The sequence below is a fragment of the Desulfothermus okinawensis JCM 13304 genome (assembly GCF_054654515.1).
In genome coordinates, this window is sequence record NZ_BAAIEW010000003.1 from 76,300 (window position 1) to 99,375 (window position 23,076).

The following is a 23,076-nucleotide window of genomic DNA, read 5'->3' on the forward strand; positions in this document are numbered from 1 at the left end:
ATATATTCTTCGTCAAAACAAAAACCAACAGGAGGTAGGATTATGGCATTACCAGAGGTAAATGTGGATAAAACCTTGGACGCCAGGGGACTTAGCTGTCCCATGCCCATGTTAAGGACCAAAAAGACCCTAAAGGACATGAAATCAGGAGAGGTATTAGAGGTGCTTGGAACAGATCCAGGATCAAAAAATGACATTCCTTCTTTTTGTGAAAAACATGGATATGAGTTTTTGGGATATGAAGACGATCCAGGTGGGTTCACCAGGTATCTTATCAGGGTTAAGTAAATTTAATTAAAAGGTGTCAGGAAGAGGTCTTGGCACCTTGATTTTTGGAGGAATTATATGAAGAAACTTGCTGTCATAGTCAGGGAAAAAGATCAACAATATGAGGCCTTGCGCTCAAGTTTAGGTGCGCTTTTGGAAATTCCTTCTGTAAAGATGATTGTTCTGGATCATGAGATTGATATGCACGAGGCATATGAAGAAAATATGGAATTTCTGGATGAGATGGAAGGGGAGAGGTATTCCAATAACAAGGTCAATGTAGAAAAATATGGCTTTAAGTATGCAACATTGGAAGAGATTGGTGAGATGCTAAAAGAAGTAGATATTGTAATTCCTTTTTAAGAGGAGGTTTTATGAAGGTATTGCATGTATTGAAATCAGAACCAGATGAAACAACAAATAAATTAATGGATATTATATCTGGAAATGATAAAGATATTTTTGTTTTGTATGAGGAAAATGTGGATTGGGATAAATTTATAGATGAAGTATTTTCCCATGAAAAAGTAATTTGTTGGTGGTAAAAAATAATTAATGAGGGGCTTTAATTATGGCAAAGCTTGGAATAATGGTAAGGGATAATAAATATCTCGACTATGTAATCAATGCTGCTAAGGCAGCAAATAAAAAGAATATTGAAGTGGAAATATTTTTTACAGGCAGGGGGGTTCTCTTAACTCAGGAAGATAGATTTAAAGAGCTCGTTGATGTTGCCAAACTATTTGTATGTGATGTGAGCTTTAGGGCAAATGGCCTAGAAGGAAAAGAAGTTCCAGGAGTTGGATTCAAACAATTTGTCACCCAGGCAAGAAATGCTGAAATGATAGAGGAATGTGATAGGTACCTGGTATTTTAAATAAAAGCTATATGTTATATGGAAATTAATAGATATATTACTTATTTAAAAAAACAAGAAAGTCTATTTTTTGAAAATCCTGCTTTTAAAGATCAACAGGACTATTTGAAAAATTTTGATATAACCTGGCAGGATATAATTTTAGCAAAAAAGAGACTGGATAGATTTAGACCATATCTTAAAAAAAGATTTCCTGAAACCAACGATGGTATTATTGAATCCTCCATAAAAGAAGTTCCTGAATTTAAAAGATCCCTGGAAAAAAAATATGGAATAAAGATAAAGGGCAGGGTATTTGTTAAAATGGACAATACCCTGCCCATTGCTGGGTCCATAAAGGCTCGTGGTGGAATTTATGAAGTTTTAAAAATAGCTGAGACTATTTTGATAGACCAGGGTCATTTAACCCATGAAGACGATTATTCAAGGTTACTTGAGGATAGGTTCAGAGAAATTCTTTCAAGATACTCCATTGTGGTAGGTTCCACTGGAAATCTTGGTCTCAGTGTTGGCATAATGGCAGCAGCACTTGGATTCAATGCCGAAGTCCACATGTCCCATGATGCTAAAGAATGGAAAAAGGAACTTTTAAGAAAATGGGGAGCAAAGGTTGTAGAACATCCAGGTGACTACTCTTATGCTGTTAAAATGGGGAGACAGAGATGCAAGAATGATGAATTCGCCTATTTTATAGATGATGAAAACTCCCTAGATCTTTTTCTGGGTTATGCAGTATCATCAATTACCCTAAAGGCACAATTAGAAGAGTTGGGTGTTAATCCATCACCTGATGATCCCATTTGTGTATATTTGCCCTGTGGGGTGGGTGGAGCACCAGGTGGTATTTCCTTTGGAGTTGCCCATGTATTTGGTCATTCAGCAAGGTGCTATATAGCAGAACCTGTGGGTGCCCCCTGTGTTATGGGGGCAATAATTACAGGAAAAGACAATTTAAATATTAGTGAGCTTGGAATAGATTTAAAGACCCAGGCAGATGGTCTTGCTGTCCCATCCCCATCAAAGTTGGCTCTTCCAATTATAAAAAATATCGTAGCTGGAGGTTTTACCTTATATGATGATGAGATGTTTTGGGCAGTTAGTAAACTGTATGAAAAGGAGAATATAAAAATTGAACCATCTGCTGCAGCTGGAATTAAGGGCGTCTACTTTGTGGAAAAATATATCGGGAAATCTAATCACCTCATATGGCTAACTGGTGGTAAACTTATTCCCCAGGAAGAATTTCAGAAAATGATTCTTAAAGGTATGGAGGCTTAAAAATTAAACAGATTTTTTGTCTTTTGACAGATTTTGGCTATGAAGATTCATATGTAGGGCAGGTGAAGTGCGTACTTTTATCGAGAAATCCAGATGCACAGATAATAGACATATCTCACAATATCATACCCCATAACGTATTACATGGAAGTTTTTTTCTACAGACATCCTGGAAATATATTCCTGAAAATTCAATTACATTAGTTGTAGTTGATCCAGGTGTAGGAAGTAGCAGAGATATTTTGATACTAAAAAAGGACAAAAGAATTGTTTTAGCCCCAGATAATGGTGTATTATCTTTAGTAATAGAGAAGTTCATCTCTTCTAATGATTTTTTTGCGCTGGATATTGGTCGATTTATAGATGAGATTGGTATATCTTGCATTTCCAGTACATTTCATGGCAGAGATATATTTGCACCACTGGCACTCTATATAGCAGGTGGAAAAGCTATACCAAGGATAGCAAACAGAATAAATGAAAAAGACATAAAAAAACTGAATATTCCTGTTTTTGATGTAAAAGAGAATAGTTTTGCAACAATACTTCACATTGATAGATTTGGAAATTGTATTTTAAATGTGGAACAATCTTTAAAGGATAAATTAATTCCATATAATATTTTTATAGGAACAGAAGATATAAGGGTTCATTTAGTAGATTCATATGAAAAAATACCTCATGGGGATATAGGAATTTTAGATGGATCTCAAGGGTACTTAGAACTTGCCATGAACCAGGAGAATCTGGCAGAAAAATTGGGACTTAAGGTAGGGGATAAAATTTTTCTTAAATTGGTTAAGGGTAGGAGATGAATGATATAAGGAATTTTTTTGAAACAAGGGATAAATTTGCCCGATATGTAGGGATTGAAATAGTTGATGTGTCAAAGGGAAGGGCAAAGGTAAGGCTTAAAATAAGAGATGAGCACTTAAATGGAGTAAATATTGTGCATGGAGCAGTGTTGTTTGCATTAGCAGACTATGCCTTTGCCATAGCCTCAAATTCCCATGGAAGGGTAGCTGTTGCAATAAATGCAACTATTTCATTTGTAAAGGCTGTATCAACGGGAACCATATTTGCCGAGGCTGTGGAACTGACTAAAAATTCAAAATTAGCAACCTATAAGGTTGATGTATTCCATGAATCAGGTGAGTTGCTCTCTGTTTTTCAGGGAACAGTCTATAGAAAAAGACAGTTTTTGAAAGATTTTGTTCAGGCAAAAGGGGAAAAACATGAGACAGATAATTGATAATATATTTAATATACAGATTCCAATGCCTAAAAATCCTTTAAAATACCTAAATTCATACTTTATTAAGGGAGATAATTACAATTTAATTGTAGATACAGGCCTAAATCATCCAGGGGCTGAAAGAATATTGTTTTCAGCAATTGATGAGTTAAATTTTTCTCCACAAAATACAAAATTGATTATAACACATATGCATTCTGACCATTGTGGACTGGGCGTTAAGTTAAATCAAAATGGATTTAAAGTATATGTAAATCCTTTAGATGGAGAGATTATAAACAATCCCGTGGATTGGGATAAAATGATAGACTTTGCAAAAAAATTGGGTATGCCTATACACAGACTTGAGCAGGCCAAGAGGGAACATCCTGGGTATAGATTTAGGCCCATTGGAAAAATTAACTACCTTGCCATGTTAGACAAAATGGTGTTTGACCTTGGAAATTTTAGATTTAGGGCCATACACACCCCAGGTCATACCCAGGGGCATATATGTTTATATGAGGAAGAGAGAAAGATATTTATATCAGGGGATCATATTTTGTATAGCATAACTCCTAATATATCCCAATGGAAAGATAAGTATTACCCTTTGCAGGACTATTTAAAGAGTCTTGAAAAAGTAAGGGGCCTGGATGTAGATATGGTTTTACCAGGTCACAGAGAGATATTTTATGATCTAAAAGGGAGAATAGACGAGCTTGTATCCCATCATAATAGGAGGCTTAAAGAAGTCTTGGGAATTGTATTTGATCATCCTGGAATAAGTTCATATGATGTTGCATCTTTTATGAACTGGGATATGGATTACAAATCATGGGACGAGTTTCCCATGGGACAGAGGTGGTTTGCAACAGGTGAGGCCCAGGCCCATTTAAATTATCTCTGTGAGCAGGGGAAGATAATTTGTAAGACTAACCATATATTAAAATATTACCCAGCATAGATAGATGTATTTTGGCAATGATTTTCCATTAACCCTACAACCATATAAGGATAGAACTTCATATGTATAAATACATCTTTGGTCCAGTGCCATCCAGGAGACTTGGAATGTCGCTGGGAGTAGATCTTGTCCCAAAGAAGGTATGTTCTTTAAATTGTGTATATTGTGAGGTTGGGAGAACTACAAATTTAACCTTAATGAGAGATGAATATGTACCTTTTGATGAGGTTAAGGAAGAACTGGTACATTATTTTAAAAACAATCCTGATCCCGACTATGTAACTTTTTCAGGTTCTGGAGAACCTACTTTAAATAGCAGGATTGGTGATGTAATAGAATTTATAAAAGATATAAGACCAGATTTGCCAGTTGCTGTACTAACAAATGGAACACTTTTTTATGATAAAGGTGTTAGGAATTCATTGTTAAAGGCAGATTTAGTACTTCCCTCACTGGATGCTGCAAGTGAAGAAATTTTTAAAAAAATGAATAGGCCACATAGGGATCTAAATGTTCAGATGCATATAGAAGGACTTATTTTATTCAGACAGGAGTTTTTAAATTCAATATGGTTAGAGGTGTTTATTCTTCCTGGATATAATGATAATACAGAAGAATTAACCCGTTTAAAGGAAATAATAAAAAAAATTAATCCAGATGAAGTTCAGATAAATACACTAGATCGACCTGGTACAGTGGAGGGTCTAAGGGGTGCTGATTATAATGAACTTAAAAATATTTTGAACATTTTTAATATGGAGAATGTAAGGATAATATCTTCCATATTAGAAGCACAAAACAGAGTGTCATACAGAAAGGATATTGAATCCACTATTTTTGAGACAATTAAAAGAAGGCCATGTACAGTGGAAGATTTAATTAAGATATTAAATATACCTGAAAATGAGTTAAAGAAGTATCTGGCAATTTTATTGAATGCCAATAAAGTTGAAACAGTTATACAACATAGGGGAGTATTTTATAAAACAAAGGAACAAGTTTCTTACCCCAAGTTTATCAAAACTTGGGGTAATTGGTCAAAAAATATAAAATTTTCTTGACAGGGATTTGATAGTTGTATAGCGATATAGCGATGAAATTGTTGCTTTATAGGGTATATGATTAACCAAGGGACAGATAAATGGGTAGAAAAAGATTATTTTCTTTTATTTTTTTTATTGGTTTTCTTTTAAGTTTTAGTAATTTTTTATATGCAAGAACAAAGAGATTTATTCTTATTAAAAATTTACAGGGTTGTGTAGAAACTGCTTTAAAGTACAGCCCTATGCTAAATGAAAAAGCCTATGATATTAAGGCCAAGGAAAAGGCTATCTCCATTGCAAAATCAGACTTTTTCCCACACATTGATTTAAAAGGATCTTATGTGAGATCGGAGTATCCCAATAGAGTTATATTTGCCCATGAAAATAACCAGCCAGGGATATTTAATAAGGATTTATTTCAAGGATCAGTGGAACTAACACTCCCTATATTTTTAGGAGGAAAGAGGGTTTATAACTACAAAGCTGCAAGGCTTTTAAAGGACATTTCAGTTAATATACATTTTTTTACCAAACAAGAGCTCATTTATAACATAGTTTCTACATATTTAAAGATAATTGAGACAAAAAAGGCCATATTGGCAGTGGATAAGAATATTGAATTATTAAATAAACAACTAGAGGATATAGACCTGAAATTAAAGGTGGGAAAGGTTGCTCCAGTGGATCGTTTAAAGGTATTGGTTCCCATTGCCAGTTTAAAGGCCAGGAAAAAGACCTTGGAACAAGATACTATAGTCTTAAAACAGATTTTAAAAAGATTAATTGGCGTAGGGGATGATGCTAAAATACATATAGATGAGAATGAAAAGATTGACTTTAAATTAAAATACAATTTAACAGATATTGATAGATTATTTTCACTTGCAAAACAAAATAGACCAGAATACAAGGTGGCAAAGGAAAAAGTTGATGTTGCCAAACTAAATCTAAAAAAACAAAAGGCCACCAGACTTCCAGCTATTACTCTATCATCAAGTTATAACTTGAGATCAGGTTCCCCATATAGTCAAGATGGGCCCCCTGGTGCAATTGATCATGAAGACTACTATCAGGCATCATTAAATATAAATATCCCCTTGTTTTATGGGGGAGCAATTGTAAACAATATCTCAAAGTCTCAAATGGAACTCTTTGCTGCGAGGCAAAGTTTAAGGGATTTAGAGCTCCAGTTAAAAAGAGATATAACCCAGGCAATATCAGAGATTATCTCAGCTAAATATAGCCTGGAGGCTGCTTATAATAATAAAAGGCTGGCCATTGAGGTGCTCAGGATTGAAAAACTAAAATACAAAAATGGTAAAAACACAATAAATGATGTGCTAGATGCACATGCAAATTTACTCACGTCAGAACTAGATTATGTAACATATTCGTTTAAATATGATATTTCTAAATTAAATCTATATAAGGCAATTGGTTATGATCTTAACAAAGCTTTGGAAAATAAATGAGGTATGATCTATGGATAGAAAAAATAAGAGATTAGTGTTAATTGCCAGTATAGTAATTTTAGTCATTATAATGATGTTATTTGTAATAAAGGCAAAGAAGCGCCTTGCTTTAGCCCCAGTTTTTAAGATTCGTCCAGTTCCAGTTAATGTGGCAAGGATTACAAAAAAGGATTTAAGCTTTAAGATACATTATTTGGCAAGATTGGAATCAGATTTATCGTCAGACATTAGCCCAAGGATAACTGCTCAAATAATAGAGATGTATAAAGATGAAGGGGACGTTGTAAAAAAAGGAGATCTTCTCTGTAAGTTGTATGATGAAGATATATTAAATAACATAAAAGAGATAGATGCAAAAATTGAAGAGCTAAAGGCAAAGATCAGTGGAGCAAAGGCTGATATTTTATCTGCTGAAAGTGAATATCAATATTTATCTAATGAATATAAAAGGATTAAAGAGTTATACAAAGGAAAGGCTGCAAGTAAATCTTCCTTAGATGAAATAGAAGCAAGATATAACATATCAAAGCAAAAGGTATCGGCCTTGAAAGAAAATTATAAGTCTCTTAAAAGTGCTTTAAATGGAGCCTATGCAATATTAAATCAGGCCAAGGTAAAATTATCTTATACAGAGTTACGGGCACCTTATGATGGTGTCATCTCAGAGCGTCTTTTAGATGTTGGAGATATGGCAATTATATCTAAACCAATTTTTCGTATGTATTCACCAGACAAAGCAAAGCTGGTATTTTCTATGGTTCAGGAAGATGTAGCCCATGTTAAACCAGGTGTTACAGTAAAAATAAACTGGCCCAAGGAATACAGAAATATAAATCTTCCTCAACTTGCCAGAATAACAAAAGTCTATCCTTCCATGACATCCGGTAAGACCACTCTTGTTGAAGCTTATTTAGGAAGATTGCCCAAAATAGTTAAAATAGGAAGTTTTATTCCTGTTGATGTATTTGTAAAAAAAGAGATGGGACTTTGCATACCATCTTCTGGAATTGTTCCAATAAAAGGAAATTTAAAGGGTGTATATTTAGTAAAAAACAACAAGCTAGAACTTGTTCAAGTACAGGTTAAATTGAGCACACCTGAATATAGCATTATTGAGGGTAAAATAAAAGAAGGTGATATGGTGGTTGTTGGAGATTATTTAAAATGGACCAAACTATCCCCTGGAATGGAGGTTAGGGTAGTTCTATGAAACCACATGAGTTTGCAATAAAACATCCTTGGGCAGTACTTGTTATATCTTTACTTATTTCCATTATGGGTATTAGGGCATTTTTTACAATGCCCACTGAGTATTTTCCAGATACCCACAGGCCTCAGGTGGCTGTTATTACAGTGGAACCTGGTGCATCTTCTGAAGATATAAGCCATAGGATAACCCAGGTGCTTGAAAAGGAACTCTACTCCATAGACAAGGTCAGGAAAATAACTTCATCCTCTAGGGATGAGGTATCAGCAATTAGTGTAGAGTTTGAATATACCAAACCAATTGCACAGGCTGTTGTGGATGTTACCAACGCCATATCAAGGGTAAGAGCAGATCTTCCAGGAGATATACTAGAGCCAAGGATATATAAAATTACAGATGCAACAAGACCTGTTTTGACTCTGGCACTTAGCCCCAAAAAAGGTAGTAACTTAAGTTTAACCCACATACGACTGTTAGCTGAAAACCAGATAAAGGACTACCTTTTAAATATAGACGGAGTATCTGATATAGATGTATTTGGTGCACATAAACCAGAAATTGCAGTAATCCTAAATAAAGATAAATTGGATGGGTATAAATTGACCTATTTAGATGTACTTGCTGCAATAAAAAAGCAAAATATTGCAACCCCATCTGGACCAATTTATACAAAGGATAGTGAGATTTTAATAAAAACAGAGGGGGAATTTAGTAACTTAGATGATCTTAAAAATCTGACAGTAGCAAAGGAAGATAATGCATACATCCTCTTAAAGGACGTGGCAGATGTTAGATTTTCTTACAAGGATCCCTCCAGTTTATATCATGGGAATTTCCATCCTGCCATAGCAATAAATATTTTAAGGCCTGATGGTGGGAGTGTTATTAATGCAATAAAAAACGTAAAAGCACATCTTCCTCAAATGGAGAAAATGTGGCCTCAAATAAAATTTGAGATAACAGATGATCAAGAGCCACTTATAGATAGAAATACCTCGGGTATGAGGTCATCCTTATACATGGCCATAGTACTTACTGTGATTATTATATTCTTGTTTTTAGCTGATGTTCGTGCATCTGCCATCTCCTTAATTAGTATCCCTCTTTCCTTTTTATTTGGCGTAACACTTTTAAGCCTTACTAAATATACCATAAACATTGTGACTTTATCAGGTCTTATTATTGCAACTGGTATGGTTGTGGATGCAACGGTAGTTGTGATTGAGAATATAAATAGATACAAAAGGGATTATAAAGGTGATCCTCCTACATTAGTTAGGGATGCTGTATCTGAGATATTGCTCTCCATTGTGGCTGGAATGCTAACCACAGTTGTGATGATTGTCCCCATTATGTTTGCTGGTGGATATGTGGAAAAGGTACTGAGGCAATTTACCTTAGTGCTTGCCCTATCTCTAGTTGGTTCATTGCTTGCAGCAGTATTTGTTGTACCACCTCTGGCCTTAAAATTTGGGTCTTCTGAAGGTAACAAAAAAAATGTATTAGAAAGGTCTGTTTTGTGGTTTGGAAAACTCATTGATAAAATAGCAGATGGTTATGTAGCACTTTTAAAGGTATGTCTCAGACACAGGTTTGTTACCATGATTTTGGTGGTGATATTTTTTGTTATAAGTGTGAAAATTACAATCCCTATAATTGGGAGAGAACTTATGCCGCCAATGGATACAGGTATTATGAAGATATTTTTTGAGATATCTCCAAGTGCAAAGATATCTGAGATGGAAAAGGTACTAACGGAAGTGGAGAATGTAATAAAAAAACAAAAAGGGGTTATGTCAGTATCCTCTGTTGTTGGGTCTGAACCAGGTGAGATATCCTTTGGAGCAGGTGGCCAGACAAAACAACAGGCACAAATCACAATAAATTTAGTTACCAGAGACAAAAGGGATAAAACCATATGGGAAATTGAGGATAAAATAAGAAAGGAGTTAGATACTATCCCTGGCATTAAGACCTACCAGGTGTATGAGTTTGGTGCTACACCAATGGCCACATCCAGGGCACCCATTGATTTTGTTATATATGGAGATTCTCCCAAAAGGCTTTCAGAATTGGCTGATATTATAAAAAAACGTATGCACGGAGTCAAAGGGCTCTATGACTTTCACAGGAGCTGGTGGCTGGATAAGCCAGAATTTAGGGTTATTGTAAAACAGAGGATTGCAAGATATTATGGGGTGAGTCCTGAAGATGTTGCTGAGCAGCTTAATCTTCAAATTGGTGGTGTTGTGCCATCTAAGTTTAGACTCAAAGACTTTCTAGATGTGCCAATTCGTATATCCTTAGAAGACTCATCCATTAAAAATAAGGAGGACCTGTTAAATTTGACTATTTTTACCCCTAGAGGAAAAGTCCCCTTAAGGACACTGGCTGATGTAGAGTTTCATAATGTCCAGACAGTTATCACGAGGGAAGATCTAAAAAATACTATTGATCTAACTGGCTACAATAGAATCTATAGACTCACCCAGGTAATGGAACAGATGAAACAGAGGTTAAAGGGGCTACATTTTCCAGAAGGCTATGGAATAAAAATATCTGGAACAGTTGCTGATATGAAGGATTCAATGCCCCGTGTAATGAAGGCAGTAGTTTTAGGATTTGCTTTACTTATTGTGCTTTTGGCAGGTACCTTTGAGTCTTTTTCTCTTCCCTTACCAATACTCATTGCAATTCCCCTGGCAGTAATGGGGTCTCTTTGGGGGCTTTTGATTTACAATAAACCCATGTGTATGCCTGCGATGATGGGAATGTTGCTCCTTGCTGGGATTGTCATAAATAACTCAATATTTTTGATAGATTTTATAAAACAGGCCAGAAATAAAGGTATGGAGAGAAACGAGGCACTTATAAATTCAGTAAGACTTAGACTAAGGCCAGTTTTAATGACCACTATTTCTACCTTTGTTGGTATGTTGCCAATAATATATGAAACAGCTGTTGGTTTAGAAAGGATGTCCCCCTTGGGAACTGCTGCAGGCTTTGGACTCCTTGTAGGAACTGTAATGACAATGGTCATCACCCCAGTGACATACTCTCTTTTAGATGATTTGGGTCAGTTTTTCAGAAAATAGGCCATTGTTTTTCATGCCATACACAGCAGCTCCCCAGAGTCCACTATCTTGATCTGTGATAAGATATACAGGGATATCTTTTAATATGTGTGACATGGTTTCAGAATTTATAAACTCCTCAGCAAAGACAGGATTCATTACTATTTCAGGATTTCGTGCAGCAATTCCCCCAGCAATATAAAGACCTCTCAAGCATAAGATATTCATAGCAAAATCCCTGCAAACCCTTCCGTAAAAACGGGCCATCCACCTAAGTGTCTCAGGGTATTCACTTAATCTTTTGGTAATTTCTTCAGGGGTTAATTTCTCTCCAGTCAAAAAGGAATGTATAAGCTTTAGCCCCCTTCCAGATACAACTATATTTTCTGTTATTTGTTTTAGATTTGTTTTTTTCCTACAAAACTCAAAAAATTCAAATTCTATTTTGTTCAAAAAAGGGAAATAACTATGTCCCCCTTCTGACGGAAACACCACAAAATCATCTTCTACAGGGAAAACCAATGCCTTGCCAAGTGCTGTACCAGCACCAATAACCCCAATGGGATATGAATGTGAGGGTGTACCATAAATCACCTGGATTGCCTTTTTGCCAATAGGACTAATTGTGGCATACCCCTGGGCCAGAAAATCATTTATGAGATACGCCTTTTTTAAAAGACCTTTTTTTATCACCTTTGATAGGTCCACATCCCATGGTATATAGGGTGGAAAGGAATACATGTTATCTTTAACTGGTCCTGCCACAGCAATTATGGCTATATCTGCTTTTTCTATTTTTTTTTTAAAACCTGAGTCCTTGAGCTTTTCAATTAGATGTTCAAAGGAACTAGCTTCTTTTGTCTTTAACCAGATTTTGTCTTTCATCACAAGGCCCTGGTTGTCTATATATTCAAATAGGGCAAATCTGCTATTGGTGCCTCCTATGTCTGCTGCTAGGATGTATTTATTCATTTATTTTGATTTAATACTATTACTATTATTTTGTTAAAAAATAGATAGTTAGCTTTATCTAAGCCCTTTGGATCTAAAAAATGGTGCATATTTTTGGTCTGTGCCCAGGATATGATTCTTTAACCATTTTTTTAGAAATTCCATAAGCTCCAGGGTTACCACTTCCTTACCAGCTTGAAAATCTTTGTAAATATCCAACACCTTTTCTGCAAACTTATCATGTTCCCTTTTGTGGGCAAGATAACCTGGATATTTAAACTCCTCCATATATTTTTCTTCTGTTCCAAAGTGTACATCTACATATGAGGCAAGATCCTGCATAATTTTATCTAACACTTTTTTGCCCTGTCCTGTTTTTATTGCAGAGTAGAGTTCATTTATCATATTAACAAGTTTTTTATGCTGATCATCTATTTCTCTTACTCCAACTGAGAATGAATCTTCCCATTTCATATAAACATTATCAGAACCGCCATCCCGTTTTGACAAAAAATTAATTTGTGCAACAGCCCTATCATTTCCTAAAACCTTAACTGAGATATCAGCTTCCTCACCCATAAGTTTTGCCATGCCATTTAAAATTCCCTCAAAATATGGGAAAAGTCCCCTTTTTGAAATATATGTCATCTCCAGAATATCCCCTTTGTCATTGTACTCAAATCTTGGAGGGGTAATACCTGGGAGCTGCTTAGTTAATTCTTCATGCACCTCATTCATATTCAACAAGAATTCCTTATAGGTATTAAACCTAAAGTATCTACCATAGACCTTTTTGTATACAAATGGTGTGTAAAAACCAAGTCCATATAAAATTTCTTCAGGGGGCTTAGAGGTGTGCCTAGATGCTATGTTTGCCATTTCCTTTATAACTGAATCTGGATAGCTCTCTGTAGCCAAAAATACAGGATTTCCCAATTCTTGTTGTAGTTGTTTATAAATATCATCCCCAAATTCTTCTCTTATATAATCCTGCATGAGCTTAGGCAAAATTCCCTTCATCATCCCTGTACTGGACTCACCAATATCTTTTTGGGGCCTTTTTTTAGCCATAAGTTGTTTAAAAACCTTTGTTAGCTCAATTGACTGGGTGGCCAATTCATTAATATAGTTTGAAGTTTCATCTATTTCATCGGCTATTTCCTGGGCTAGACTGTGGACCTCTGATACTGCCCTGTTTATTTCCTCTGATGTTGCTGACTGTTCTTCTGAAGCAGTTGCTATTGACTGGATTTGAAAATTGGTATCATCCACAAAACGCACAATCTCATTTAATGCGTTTCCAGATTCATTTACCAAATGAGTTGTTTCTTCAACTGAAATTTCTGTATCCTCCATATTTTTTACACTGAGTTCCATTACCTCCTGAATGGCAGCTATTTTGTCCCCAACTATCTTTGTGGAATTCATTGTCTTTTCAGCAAGCTTTCTAACCTCATCTGCAACCACTGCAAATCCGCGGCCAGCCTCTCCTGCCCTTGCAGCTTCAATGGCTGCATTTAAGGCCAGCAAATTGGTTTGATCTGCAATCTCACTAATAACCCCCATAACTTCTCCAATAGACATGACCTCGTCATTTAATTTTCTTATTATTTCCCTTAATTCCTGGCTTTTTTCTTTGACTACATCCATAGCGGAAATGGACTGACTAACTATATTGGCGCCATTTTCAGCTACCTTTTTTGCCTCACTTGAGTTTTCAGATGCCATAGCTGCCTGTTTGGCAATTTCCAGTACTGTTGAATTCATCTCTTCCATGGCAGTTGCAGTTTCAGCCATCCTCTCTGTCTGAGTCTTTGTCTTATCTTTAATTTCAATGGCCATGGAATTTATGGTTTCAGAACTTAAATTGATTTTCTCTGATATTTCAAATGCCATTTGTGTTACATTTTCCATATTGGTAATTATTCTGTCCTTTTCTTGTAATGCATTATTTAAAGACCCTAGTTGTTCTTTTAGCTGAAGATGATCTGTTTTAATAGTTTCAATTTCTTTATTTAATTTTTCGTTTTTCTTAAATATATCTTCTATAAATTTTAATGTTTCTTTTTTCTCTAATAACTCAATTGAGTCTATATTTATATGCTCAAATCCTCTAGTTTCTATTATCTCCCTTAAAAATCTCCATTCATTTTCTTCATTTCCTTCTTTAATAAAAAATGCAAGAATACAGGGTATGGACGAAGCTAACACTGTTCCAATAACTAGTTGTAAATCTACAATTTTCAGCAGATATAGTATTATAGTAATTAAAGATACTCCAACTCCCCATCCAATTATCAAATATTTTTTCATGATTAATCCCCCTATAATATTTTTTATCGTCATTTAACTATGTGAAGTTTAAAAATTTTTTAACATATTTGCAAGTATAAAGTCGATTTTCTGTTTTTCTATTTACTTCTTGATTGAGCATAAAATTGAAGTTGGATAATAGGATGATAAGTTCATGGTAAAATTTCTATAGAAGGAGTGAATTAAAACTAATTTGATAAGATATAAAAATTATGAATAAAGTTTAAGCCCCCCTGCTAACCCGAGTCTATCAAAATGACAAACTCGGGTTAAAGGGCCTTGATTTTATTTTATCACAGGATAACCTGCATTGATCCAGGCCTTCATTCCACCTGCCAGGCTGTGCACATGGGTAAAACCCTGACTCTGAAGAAAACTGGCTGCAATATTTCCACGATAACCTACACCGCAGGTGACAATAACCTCTGCATCCTTTGGAACATCAGGAATTTCTCTTAGTAATTTGTTCAAGGGGTAGTGTTTGGCCTCTTTTATGTGACCACTTTCCCATTCTGCTTTTGTCCTCACATCAAAGAAGTAGTCATATTTCCCATTTTTTAACTTATTAAACAATTCTTCAGCTGAAATTTGCCAGAGTTGACCAATTGGATATCCAGATTCCTGCCATGCAGCAATTCCACCATATAGATATCCTATTATGTTGTCATATCCTATCCTATGGAGTTGCCTTATCATCTCATCATATGCCTCCTCATTGTCCACCACTAAGATTAGCTGGGCAGCTGGTTCAATTACCATACCTATCCAGTTGGCACTTTGAGGAGTAAGACCAATGTTTATTGAACCTGGAATGTGCACTCCGCCAAAGGCTGCAGTATTTCTTGTATCTAAAATAGTTGCCCCTTCATCTATCAGGGATTTTACTTGCTTTGGACTTAAGTCTCTAACTATTGGACACCTATCTAAGAGGGGAGCACCTTTTTTATTTGTATTTATAATGTGGGTAAAACTTTTGGGGCGCTCAGGAAACTCAGCTGTCATTTCCCTTTCAAATTTATCAAAAGAAAGTTTAAGTATAGGATTGTGTTCAAATTCATAGCCAATTGTGCTATGTGTTTTTGAACTCATGCCTTTACCGCACAAAGAGCCTTCTCCATGTGCAGGATAAACCTCTAAATTTTTAGGGAGTTTTCCAAGGACATTGTGCAAGGAATTATACAAGTTTTTTACTTGCTCTTCTATGAGTTCTTCTCCTGCCAAATCAGGACGGCCAATGTCTCCCACAAATAGGCAATCTCCAGTTAAAATAAGCCAGGGGTCTTCCCCCCTGGATAGATCGCTTACTAAAATTGACATGGAGTGGGGTGTATGTCCAGGGGTTTTTAAAAATTGGAGGCGTACCTTACCAAATTCAATTATATCTCCCTCTTTTATCTCTTTGTGAGGAAATTCCACTGGGGATCCCTCCATGAAATATATATCAGCCCCTGTCCTGGATTTTAGTTCTTGATTACCACTTACATGGTCTGCATGGACATGTGTTTCAAAAATGTGCGTGATCTCCATGCCATTTTCTCTTGCTAGGGTGAGATAATCCTGTACATCTCTTTTGGGGTCCACAACGCATGCTACCTTCGCCTCGGGACAGCCAATAAGGTAGGATAAGCACCCCATACCCTTTACTATTATTTGCTTAAAATACATAATCTTCCCCTTTTTTGGTTTTATTCTATCTCAATGCCTATGGGGCAGTGATCTGATCCCATGATATTGTCTTCAATCCATGAGTTTTTCACTCTGGAAACAAGCTCCTTGGATACAAAAAAATAATCTATACGCCATCCTATGTTCTTTTTCCTTGCATTAAACCGATAGCTCCACCATGTGTATCTGCCAGGATTTTTATCAAACATGCGAAATGTGTCCACATATCCATGGGATATAAATTTATCAATCCACTCCCTTTCAATGGGTAAAAAACCTGATCTATTGGAATTTTCTTTGGGATTTGCAAGGTCAATTTCTGTATGGGCAGTGTTAAAATCTCCCCCTACAATTATTGGTTTGTTTTTTCTCTTCTCTTCAGCATAACTCAAAAAATAGTCGTAAAAGTCCAGTTTAAATTTAAGCCTCTCATCACTCATCTGCCCATTGGGAAAGTATATATTGAACACATAAAAATCTTCATATTCCAGCTCTATGACCCTGCCTTCCCCTGAAAATTTCTCTTCAGGAAACTCTAAGGAATATCTAACAGGTTCTTTTTTATAAAAAACAGCAACTCCAGAATATCCTTTTTTCTTTTTTGACGGATTCCATATGAGATTATATCCATTTTTTTTGGTAAGCTCTTTTTTTGGTATTTGATCAAGTTCTGCCTTGACCTCCTGCACCAAAACCAAATCACCATTACAACCTGTTAACCACTCCCAGAATCCTTTCTTTATGACAGCCCTAAATCCATTTACATTCCAGGAATATATTTTCATTTTGAGTCCCTAAAAAAATAGGGGATATCTTTCTTGATATCCCCTATATGTCTAGACTTTTATTTTTATGGTTTCCAGACTTCCCAAACCTTACCAACGAGATCAGGCCCAGGTGTTAAGGTCTTTCCACCTGGCTCCCAACCAGATGGTGTTACCTCTCCTGTTTTTGCAACGTGCTGAAATGCCTTGATTTGCCTTAAAAGTTCCTTTGGATTCCTTCCTACTTCAGGGGTTAAGACTTCCATGGCCCTTACATTAAAATCTGGATCAATTATAAATCTCCCCCTAATATCTACACCAGCGTCCTCATCATAGATGCCGTAAACAGCACCAATCTTACCTCCTGGATCAGATAGCATTGGGAATGGCACACCGCCATCAATCATTTTGGAAAGTTCTTCTTCTTGCCATATTTTGTGGACAAAACGGCTGTCCGTGCTAATAGCAAGTATTTCCACTCCAAGGGCCTTGAACTCGTTGTAAAGGCTAGCAACTGCCGCCAGCTCAGTGGGTCAGACAAATGTAAAGTCCCCTGGATAAAAACAGAGAACTATCCATTTGCCTTTATAATCTGATAATTTTACTGGTTTAAAACCAAAACCTGGTACAAAACCACTTGTTTCAAAATCTATTGCTTCTCTACCTACCTTAACTAACATCTTAACCTCCCCCTTTGTTTCTAAATTTTCATCACCTGATTTGCCTGTTCCTTCAGGTACAATAGGACCTTTTGTTGGTGTAACACATTCGTCTTTTAATTTTTCCATAACCATCCCTCCTAACCCAGTTTATGAAAACTGGGGTTTATCTAATTATTGTAATTTAATTTAGTTCTTTTAATTTAGCAGCCATTTGTTTTCCAAGGTCTTCACACTGCTTAAGACCATCAGAATTTGGCACGTACTGGATCCGCAAGGCAGGAGCTATAACATCAAACTTTGCATCTTTTAATATCCCTTCAATCATTTTGGGAGCCTCGCCACTCCATCCATAAGAGCCAAAGGCTGCCCCAAATTTATTTAAAGGTCTAAGCCCCTTCATATAAGTCAAGAAGTCTGAAACAGTGGGGAATATATTATTATTTAAGGTTGGAGAACCCACTAACATCCCCCCAGCGTCCATTAACTCTGTTAGAATATCGCTTCTGTGCCAGGATTTGAGGCTCATAATCTTAACTTCCACATCTTCCTTATTTATCGCCTCTCCAATGGCCTCTGCCATCTTCTCTGTAGAGTGCCACATGGTATCATATACAACCAGGGCCTTTTGCTGGGGCTCTTGCTTTGCCCATTTAACATACAGGTCTATTATCTTACCAATATTTTTTGTCCATATAACTCCATGGTCTGGACAGATCATGTTAAATTCCAGTTTTAGTTTCTGAATCTTTTCAACTAATTTTAGAACCAGGTTGGAATAGGGAAGGAGTATATTTGCATAATATTTTTTTGCCTGTCTAAATAATTCCTCTTCATCTACTTCATGATCAAATCGCCTGGATGTTGCATAGTGTTCTCCAAAGGCATCAGATGAAAATAAAATCTTTTCTTCAGGTATATATGTGAACATGCTGTCTGGCCAGTGGAGCATCCTGGTCTCAAGAAACATGAGTTCTCGTTTTCCAATACTCAATTTATCTCCATCTGAAACAGGGATGTAATAGAGCCCATCTCCAAAATGAAGGGATAGATTCTTTTTACCCATTTTTGAGCAATATATTGGTTTGTCTTTTCCAATTAGGTGCATTATTTTTGGGAGTGATCCAGTGTGGTCCATTTCAGTGTGGTTGCTAATAACTACATCGATTTTTTTTGGGTCTATTACCTGTCTTATATTAGACATAAACTGGTCAAACAATTTGTCCTTTACTGTATCAATAAGTGTTATTTTTTCATCCAAAATAAGATATGCATTGTAAGTTGATCCTTCATATGTGGAATATCCATGAAAGTCCCTGATATTCCAATCTACAGCACCAACCCAATAGATATTGTCAGCTATCTTTACTGGTCCCATAATTTCTCTCCTTTTTTAATTAATATGCTTCTTCATATGCCAGATCTTCTTTTGTTATAGGATGTGCGAAATTTTTATATACCCAGAACTGATACAATATAACAATTGGTACAAATATAAGTGCAACTATTAGCATAATCTTAAGTGTAAGGGGACTGGATGACCCATTGTATATTGTTATTGAGTATTTTGGATCAATGGATGATGGCAACATGTTTGGGTATATTCCCAATATCCCAAATAGGGCGGAGCCAGCAATGGTTATTGCAGAACCAATCCATGCCTTTAGCCATTTTTGTTCAGCTATGGAGTTTCTGGAAAGAAATAGTCCATAAATGGGTACCAATAGCAATGGCAGTAAGTAGATGTGATGAAAGTAGTTTGCAAATAGGTTAGTTGCAAAAGCCGATGCCCCTAAAAACAACACAAATACCACCACCTTTGCCTGCCAGATTCTGGTAGCTAGTAGGGCAGATCTAATTTGAAGATCTCCTGTTGAACGAATACAGAGCCAGAGTGCGCCGTGTTCCAGAAATAGTAGTACAAAAAGTACTCCCCCAAGTAGTCCGTATGGATTTAAAAGGGTCAAAATGTTTCCATGAAAGACACCATTTTCATCAATTGGTATTCCCTTAAAGATATTTGCAAAGGCAACTCCAAGTAGTAGTGCAGGCAAAAAACTACCAATAAATAGGCAACCATCCCATATTGCTTTCCAGAATTTGCTCTCAACCTTTGATCTGAATTCAAAGGACACACCCCTTATAATAAGGGCAACCAAAAGTAGCATGAGTGCAGTGTATAGACCTGAGAACATGACAGCATAGGTCTTTGGAAAAGCAGCAAATGTCACTCCTCCAGCGCTAATTAGCCACACCTCATTTCCGTCCCAAAAAGGTCCCATTGCATTGTAAACTATGCGCTTTTCTTCTTCATTTTTGGCAATAAAGGGCATGAGTGTCCCAAGCCCAAGGTCAAAGCCATCTAAAATAAAATATCCTATCCATAAAATTCCCCAGAGTAAAAACCATATAGTGTTCATATCTTTCCTCCCTTATTTATTTAATTGGTGACTGGTTCAGGACCTTTTTTTGCGAACTTAAAGAGTAAGAAAATGTCCACAGCTCCCAAGAAGGCATAGAGCAGGGTAAGGAGGACAAGTGAAAAATAGACCTGTGATCCTGCAATTGGTGATGCAGCCTGGGATGTCTTTAGCATGCCGTACACTATCCAGGGCTGACGTCCAACCTCTGCTACAACCCATCCAGCTTCAATGGCAATATATGGAAGTGGGATGGCCCATGGTAAATATTTTAATACCCTGGGATTATTTTCTAAGTTATTTCTCTCTTTCCACGCAAAAAAGGTAAGTAATATGAACAAAAAGCCAAGTCCCACCATAATTCTAAAAGAGAGAAATGTTAGAAGTACAGGGGGTCTTTCATCCTTCGGAAAGTCCCTGAGTCCCTTTACCATTGCAGATGGATGGTGATATGCAAGCATACTTAACACACCAGGAAGGGGCAAAATCTGTATTTTATTTTTCTCATGTTGTTCATCAGGGATTAAAAAGAGATACATGGGTGCCCATTTTTTTGTTTCCCAATGGGATTCCATGGCTGCTAGTTTAGCTGGCTGTTTTTGTGCTACCTCACCTCCGTGGATGTGTCCCTGAAATACTAGTAACAGCGCAAGGACAAATGTCCAAACCGATGCCAGTTTAAAGGATTTTTCAAAGAATTTAAATTCATTTTTCTTTAAGATGTGGTAGCTGGATATCCCTAGGATAAAAAATCCCGCCAGAACGTATGCAGCTGATAAGGTATGAAAAATTTGCTGCCAGGCAAATCCATTTGTTACAACTGCCTTAAAACTTTTTAACTCCGCCCTTCCATTTCTGATTACATAACCAACTGGGTGTTGCATAAAGCCGTTTGCAAGTAGTATCCAGATAGCAGATAGATTTGAGGCAAATGCAACCAGGGTTATTGCCAGGGCATGTAATTTGGGAGAGAGCTTTTCCCATCCAAACACCCAGACAGCTAAAAAAGTAGATTCCAAAAAGAATGCAGCCGTTGCCTCAATGGCAAGTAGGGAACCAAAGATGTCACCTACATATTCTGAATATTTGGACCAATTGGTGCCAAATTGAAATTCCAGTGTAATTCCTGTAACAACCCCAAGGGCAAAATTTATCAAAAAGAGCTTTCCCCAAAATTTTGCCATACGTTTGTAATCTTCATCCCCAGACAAGACATATTTCCACTCCATAATTGCCACAAGTATTGATAGTCCTAAGGTTAAGGGGACAAAAATGAAGTGAAACATAGTGGTCATAGCAAATTGTAACCTAGATAGCCAAACAACATCCATAAGTGACCTCCCTTATTTTTATAAAAGTTTTTTGGCTATGTCTCCTAGAACAAATTCTTGAAATTTGTGTTCCCAATACACAGTCAATCTTTCTTTTCTATGTGCAAGATCTTTAGCTCCAGGCCAGCTAAAGCCAATTGTTTTAAAGAGTAACAGCCCCATTAGTTGAATATATAGATCTGTTTCCTTTTCAAAGGATTCTACGATGTTATTTAAGTATTTCTTAACTTCATGCGGATACTTCTGGGAGAAACGAGCTACTGCAAAGTAACCTCCCCTACGTAAGGGCTCATGTTCCAAAAAAAGGTCAGCCCTTCCTGGCAAATCTATTATCTGATATATTAAAATGGTTGAGAATTCTGTGGCGAGAAATTCCACCTGAGACAAGACCTCTCCCATAACCTCTGGAACTCCCCAACCAATTCCTCCTGATTCATCACAAAGCATCCATATAAGGCGTCTTATAAAGGTCCTTCCATAATCTGGTTCCTTATCTGTAATTTCTCTTAATACTTCTCCAAAACAGGATATTGCATGCCATTTTATTTTTTCATTATTACTATTTAGACAGGAAAAAAGAGCTCCTATAACTTTTTTTAAGGGATAACACAAGATATCCCCCAAAAAATCAGGATATCCTTTTTCAGCTAAAATGGTTTGTACAGCTTTTTTTATTTTTCTTGAGTTCATTTTTAACACTGTTATTTTAAAGAATCTAAAAAGCCCCTCGGATTTGAGGGGCTTTTAATTGAATATATCTATTCTTTGCTAAAGTCGCTTTTTGACGCACCACATACAGGGCATGTCCAATCATCGGGTACGTCCTCAAATTTTGTTCCTGGTTCAACTCCGTTGTCTGGATCCCCTTTCTCTGGATCATATACATATCCACATACTCCACAAATCCATCTTTCCATCTTGTTACTCCTTCTTTTACATTTTATTTGTTTTCTTCTAAAACTGAACCTGGACCAGCCAGTGGCTTAAATGCATCCTTTGATGCGCCACAAATTGGGCACCTCCAATCATCAGGCAGGTCCTTAAAACTAGTCCCTTTGGGGATTTTGCCTTTTCTATCCCCCTTGTCAGGGTTATAGATATAACCACAGTTTGTGGTTTGACATTGATACATTTCTTCTGGTCTTGCCATATTTTTATCCCTTAAGCTTCTGCCTTCCAAAGACCGTGAAGGTTACAATATTCTCTAGCTACTACTTTATCTGCCTCAATCAAAAAGACTGCCTCTGGAGCATCTCCTGGTTTTAGGAATTTATAGTAGGACGTTCCATTGGCCTGGAGCTCAATCCACTCAATGTAGTGCTTTTCTTCCATGGGATGGGCTACGCTGCCTACCTTTACCTTGTAACCACCATCTATTTTTTCAATAACAGGTACATGCTTTTCCAACGCTGCATCAACAGCTCCTTCTTTTAAGAGATTCATTGGTTGATTACAGCACACAAGTTGTCCCGCTCCCCCATGGAGTACTGCTACAATATTTCCACAAACATCACACTTATAAATTTGATACCTTTCTGCCATTTTTAAATCCTC

The 23,076-nt window shown here is 36.5% G+C and carries 24 protein-coding genes; 12 read left to right on the forward strand and 12 right to left on the reverse strand.

Annotated elements, in window-relative coordinates:
* Nucleotides 1–42 precede the first annotated feature (42 nt).
* From ACYQ0O_RS02150 to ACYQ0O_RS02205, 12 genes are all read left to right on the forward strand, one after another.
* Complete coding sequence (locus ACYQ0O_RS02150; RefSeq protein ID WP_459890192.1) at nt 43–288, forward strand: sulfurtransferase TusA family protein; 246 nt, start codon at nt 43–45, stop codon at nt 286–288.
* Between the two features lie 57 nt (nt 289–345).
* Nucleotides 346–630, forward strand: coding sequence for a hypothetical protein (locus ACYQ0O_RS02155; RefSeq protein ID WP_075068460.1), 285 nt, complete (start codon nt 346–348; stop codon nt 628–630).
* Between the two features lie 11 nt (nt 631–641).
* Entirely contained in the window at nt 642–812 is a 171-nt protein-coding gene (locus tag ACYQ0O_RS02160; protein WP_459890194.1) for a hypothetical protein, read from the forward strand.
* A 26-nt stretch (nt 813–838) separates the two neighbouring features.
* Nucleotides 839–1,144 carry a DsrE family protein gene (locus ACYQ0O_RS02165; RefSeq protein WP_459890196.1) on the forward strand — a complete coding sequence of 102 codons (306 nt, stop codon included), beginning with the start codon at nt 839–841 and terminating at the stop codon, nt 1,142–1,144.
* Between the two features lie 18 nt (nt 1,145–1,162).
* On the forward strand, nt 1,163–2,422 hold the full coding sequence (dsdA, locus tag ACYQ0O_RS02170) for a D-serine ammonia-lyase (RefSeq protein ID WP_459890198.1): 1,260 nt from the start codon (nt 1,163–1,165) through the stop codon (nt 2,420–2,422).
* A gap of 23 nt (nt 2,423–2,445) precedes the next feature.
* The gene (locus tag ACYQ0O_RS02175; RefSeq protein WP_459890200.1) at nt 2,446–3,237 is read left to right on the forward strand and encodes an SAM hydrolase/SAM-dependent halogenase family protein; all 792 of its coding nucleotides are present in this window, start codon (nt 2,446–2,448) and stop codon (nt 3,235–3,237) included.
* Nucleotides 3,234–3,674 carry a PaaI family thioesterase gene (locus ACYQ0O_RS02180; protein WP_459890202.1) on the forward strand — a complete coding sequence of 147 codons (441 nt, stop codon included), beginning with the start codon at nt 3,234–3,236 and terminating at the stop codon, nt 3,672–3,674. The genes ACYQ0O_RS02175 and ACYQ0O_RS02180 overlap by 4 nt, the downstream gene beginning before the upstream one ends.
* Nucleotides 3,658–4,623, forward strand: coding sequence for an MBL fold metallo-hydrolase (locus tag ACYQ0O_RS02185; protein WP_459890204.1), 966 nt, complete (start codon nt 3,658–3,660; stop codon nt 4,621–4,623). Before ACYQ0O_RS02180 ends, ACYQ0O_RS02185 begins: the two co-directional genes overlap by 17 nt.
* A gap of 62 nt (nt 4,624–4,685) precedes the next feature.
* Complete coding sequence (locus ACYQ0O_RS02190) at nt 4,686–5,684, forward strand: radical SAM protein (protein WP_459890206.1); 999 nt, start codon at nt 4,686–4,688, stop codon at nt 5,682–5,684.
* 80 nt (nt 5,685–5,764) lie between these two features.
* Entirely contained in the window at nt 5,765–7,138 is a 1,374-nt protein-coding gene (locus ACYQ0O_RS02195; RefSeq protein ID WP_459890208.1) for a TolC family protein, read from the forward strand.
* A 10-nt stretch (nt 7,139–7,148) separates the two neighbouring features.
* The gene (locus tag ACYQ0O_RS02200; protein ID WP_459890210.1) at nt 7,149–8,348 is read left to right on the forward strand and encodes an efflux RND transporter periplasmic adaptor subunit; all 1,200 of its coding nucleotides are present in this window, start codon (nt 7,149–7,151) and stop codon (nt 8,346–8,348) included.
* A complete protein-coding gene (locus tag ACYQ0O_RS02205; protein ID WP_459890212.1) occupies nt 8,345–11,440 on the forward strand; it encodes an efflux RND transporter permease subunit in 3,096 nt (1,031 codons plus the stop codon). Before ACYQ0O_RS02200 ends, ACYQ0O_RS02205 begins: the two co-directional genes overlap by 4 nt.
* On the opposite strand, the gene ACYQ0O_RS02210 is transcribed toward ACYQ0O_RS02205, so the two are convergent.
* From ACYQ0O_RS02210 to ACYQ0O_RS02265, 12 genes are all read right to left on the reverse strand, one after another.
* Nucleotides 11,408–12,391, reverse strand: coding sequence for a glucokinase (locus ACYQ0O_RS02210; protein ID WP_459890214.1), 984 nt, complete (start codon nt 12,389–12,391; stop codon nt 11,408–11,410). The two genes, ACYQ0O_RS02205 and ACYQ0O_RS02210, sit on opposite strands and share 33 nt — an antisense overlap.
* 54 nt (nt 12,392–12,445) lie before the next feature.
* The gene (locus tag ACYQ0O_RS02215; RefSeq protein ID WP_459890215.1) at nt 12,446–14,683 is read right to left on the reverse strand and encodes a bacteriohemerythrin; all 2,238 of its coding nucleotides are present in this window, start codon (nt 14,681–14,683) and stop codon (nt 12,446–12,448) included.
* Nucleotides 14,684–14,968: 285 nt separating this feature from the next.
* Nucleotides 14,969–16,348 carry an MBL fold metallo-hydrolase gene (locus ACYQ0O_RS02220; RefSeq protein WP_459890217.1) on the reverse strand — a complete coding sequence of 460 codons (1,380 nt, stop codon included), beginning with the start codon at nt 16,346–16,348 and terminating at the stop codon, nt 14,969–14,971.
* Between the two features lie 20 nt (nt 16,349–16,368).
* Complete coding sequence (locus ACYQ0O_RS02225) at nt 16,369–17,133, reverse strand: exodeoxyribonuclease III (RefSeq protein WP_459890219.1); 765 nt, start codon at nt 17,131–17,133, stop codon at nt 16,369–16,371.
* Between the two features lie 65 nt (nt 17,134–17,198).
* Entirely contained in the window at nt 17,199–17,900 is a 702-nt protein-coding gene (prxU, locus tag ACYQ0O_RS02230) for a thioredoxin-dependent peroxiredoxin (protein ID WP_162506838.1), read from the reverse strand.
* A 55-nt stretch (nt 17,901–17,955) separates the two neighbouring features.
* Entirely contained in the window at nt 17,956–19,149 is a 1,194-nt protein-coding gene (locus ACYQ0O_RS02235) for an FprA family A-type flavoprotein (protein ID WP_459890221.1), read from the reverse strand.
* A 19-nt stretch (nt 19,150–19,168) separates the two neighbouring features.
* Nucleotides 19,169–20,191: a cytochrome d ubiquinol oxidase subunit II gene (gene cydB / locus ACYQ0O_RS02240; protein WP_459890223.1), complete on the reverse strand. Its 1,023-nt coding sequence runs from the start codon at nt 20,189–20,191 to the stop codon at nt 19,169–19,171.
* Between the two features lie 20 nt (nt 20,192–20,211).
* Nucleotides 20,212–21,522, reverse strand: coding sequence for a cytochrome ubiquinol oxidase subunit I (locus ACYQ0O_RS02245; protein ID WP_459890225.1), 1,311 nt, complete (start codon nt 21,520–21,522; stop codon nt 20,212–20,214).
* 18 nt (nt 21,523–21,540) lie between these two features.
* Nucleotides 21,541–22,212 carry a DVU0298 family protein gene (locus tag ACYQ0O_RS02250; RefSeq protein ID WP_459890227.1) on the reverse strand — a complete coding sequence of 224 codons (672 nt, stop codon included), beginning with the start codon at nt 22,210–22,212 and terminating at the stop codon, nt 21,541–21,543.
* Between the two features lie 68 nt (nt 22,213–22,280).
* Nucleotides 22,281–22,439: a rubredoxin gene (gene rd / locus ACYQ0O_RS02255; RefSeq protein WP_075068480.1), complete on the reverse strand. Its 159-nt coding sequence runs from the start codon at nt 22,437–22,439 to the stop codon at nt 22,281–22,283.
* 23 nt (nt 22,440–22,462) lie between these two features.
* Nucleotides 22,463–22,672 (reverse strand): rubredoxin, encoded by a 210-nt coding sequence (locus tag ACYQ0O_RS02260; RefSeq protein WP_075068524.1) that lies wholly within the window; start codon nt 22,670–22,672, stop codon nt 22,463–22,465.
* Nucleotides 22,673–22,683: 11 nt separating this feature from the next.
* Nucleotides 22,684–23,064 (reverse strand): desulfoferrodoxin, encoded by a 381-nt coding sequence (locus ACYQ0O_RS02265; protein WP_459890229.1) that lies wholly within the window; start codon nt 23,062–23,064, stop codon nt 22,684–22,686.
* Nucleotides 23,065–23,076: the final 12 nt, after the last annotated feature.

Bases quoted from the DNA above. Each gene is read 5' to 3' on its own strand.
- ACYQ0O_RS02150 (WP_459890192.1), top strand. From the start codon at position 43: ATGGCATTACCAGAGGTAAATGTGGATAAAACCTTGGACGCCAGGGGA.
- rd (WP_075068480.1), bottom strand. From the start codon at position 22,439: ATGGAAAGATGGATTTGTGGAGTATGTGGATATGTATATGATCCAGAG.
- ACYQ0O_RS02265 (WP_459890229.1), bottom strand. From the start codon at position 23,064: ATGGCAGAAAGGTATCAAATTTATAAGTGTGATGTTTGTGGAAATATT.
- ACYQ0O_RS02215 (WP_459890215.1), bottom strand. From the start codon at position 14,683: ATGAAAAAATATTTGATAATTGGATGGGGAGTTGGAGTATCTTTAATT.
- ACYQ0O_RS02160 (WP_459890194.1), top strand. From the start codon at position 642: ATGAAGGTATTGCATGTATTGAAATCAGAACCAGATGAAACAACAAAT.
- ACYQ0O_RS02165 (WP_459890196.1), top strand. From the start codon at position 839: ATGGCAAAGCTTGGAATAATGGTAAGGGATAATAAATATCTCGACTAT.
- ACYQ0O_RS02155 (WP_075068460.1), top strand. From the start codon at position 346: ATGAAGAAACTTGCTGTCATAGTCAGGGAAAAAGATCAACAATATGAG.
- ACYQ0O_RS02250 (WP_459890227.1), bottom strand. From the start codon at position 22,212: ATGAACTCAAGAAAAATAAAAAAAGCTGTACAAACCATTTTAGCTGAA.
- ACYQ0O_RS02220 (WP_459890217.1), bottom strand. From the start codon at position 16,348: ATGTATTTTAAGCAAATAATAGTAAAGGGTATGGGGTGCTTATCCTAC.
- ACYQ0O_RS02210 (WP_459890214.1), bottom strand. From the start codon at position 12,391: ATGAATAAATACATCCTAGCAGCAGACATAGGAGGCACCAATAGCAGA.
- ACYQ0O_RS02190 (WP_459890206.1), top strand. From the start codon at position 4,686: ATGTATAAATACATCTTTGGTCCAGTGCCATCCAGGAGACTTGGAATG.
- ACYQ0O_RS02260 (WP_075068524.1), bottom strand. From the start codon at position 22,672: ATGGCAAGACCAGAAGAAATGTATCAATGTCAAACCACAAACTGTGGT.
- dsdA (WP_459890198.1), top strand. From the start codon at position 1,163: ATGGAAATTAATAGATATATTACTTATTTAAAAAAACAAGAAAGTCTA.
- ACYQ0O_RS02180 (WP_459890202.1), top strand. From the start codon at position 3,234: ATGAATGATATAAGGAATTTTTTTGAAACAAGGGATAAATTTGCCCGA.
- ACYQ0O_RS02185 (WP_459890204.1), top strand. From the start codon at position 3,658: ATGAGACAGATAATTGATAATATATTTAATATACAGATTCCAATGCCT.
- ACYQ0O_RS02225 (WP_459890219.1), bottom strand. From the start codon at position 17,133: ATGAAAATATATTCCTGGAATGTAAATGGATTTAGGGCTGTCATAAAG.
- cydB (WP_459890223.1), bottom strand. From the start codon at position 20,191: ATGAACACTATATGGTTTTTACTCTGGGGAATTTTATGGATAGGATAT.
- ACYQ0O_RS02195 (WP_459890208.1), top strand. From the start codon at position 5,765: ATGGGTAGAAAAAGATTATTTTCTTTTATTTTTTTTATTGGTTTTCTT.
- ACYQ0O_RS02245 (WP_459890225.1), bottom strand. From the start codon at position 21,522: ATGGATGTTGTTTGGCTATCTAGGTTACAATTTGCTATGACCACTATG.
- ACYQ0O_RS02235 (WP_459890221.1), bottom strand. From the start codon at position 19,149: ATGGGACCAGTAAAGATAGCTGACAATATCTATTGGGTTGGTGCTGTA.
- ACYQ0O_RS02200 (WP_459890210.1), top strand. From the start codon at position 7,149: ATGGATAGAAAAAATAAGAGATTAGTGTTAATTGCCAGTATAGTAATT.
- ACYQ0O_RS02205 (WP_459890212.1), top strand. From the start codon at position 8,345: ATGAAACCACATGAGTTTGCAATAAAACATCCTTGGGCAGTACTTGTT.